General features: G+C 59.5%; 1 protein-coding gene. It reads left to right on the forward strand.

Translation table 11 applies throughout. The features are described from left to right. Nucleotide 1: 1 nt before the first annotated feature. On the forward strand, nt 2–247 hold a 246-nt coding region (locus tag SB756_RS33770; protein ID WP_410913725.1), incomplete at its 3' end, for a response regulator.

A 247-nucleotide genomic window follows, 5' to 3' on the forward strand; every position in this document is an offset into this window, starting at 1 on the left:
GATTGAAGACGACCGCCCACTGGCCGCGCTGACGGCCGAGTTCCTGCGCGCCGAAGGTTTTACCGTTGCGGTGGAGCACCGTGGCGATCATGCAGCCCAGCGTATTCTCGATGAACAGCCGGCGCTGTTGATCCTGGACGTGATGTTGCCGGGTATCGACGGCTTCACTCTGTGCCGACAGATCCGTGATCACTACCCCGGCCTGATCCTGATGATGACGGCATTGGATGAAAACGCCGAACAATTG

It is taken from the genome of Pseudomonas sp. SIMBA_068, from assembly GCF_046534705.1.
Lineage (GTDB): Bacteria > Pseudomonadota > Gammaproteobacteria > Pseudomonadales > Pseudomonadaceae > Aquipseudomonas > Aquipseudomonas putida.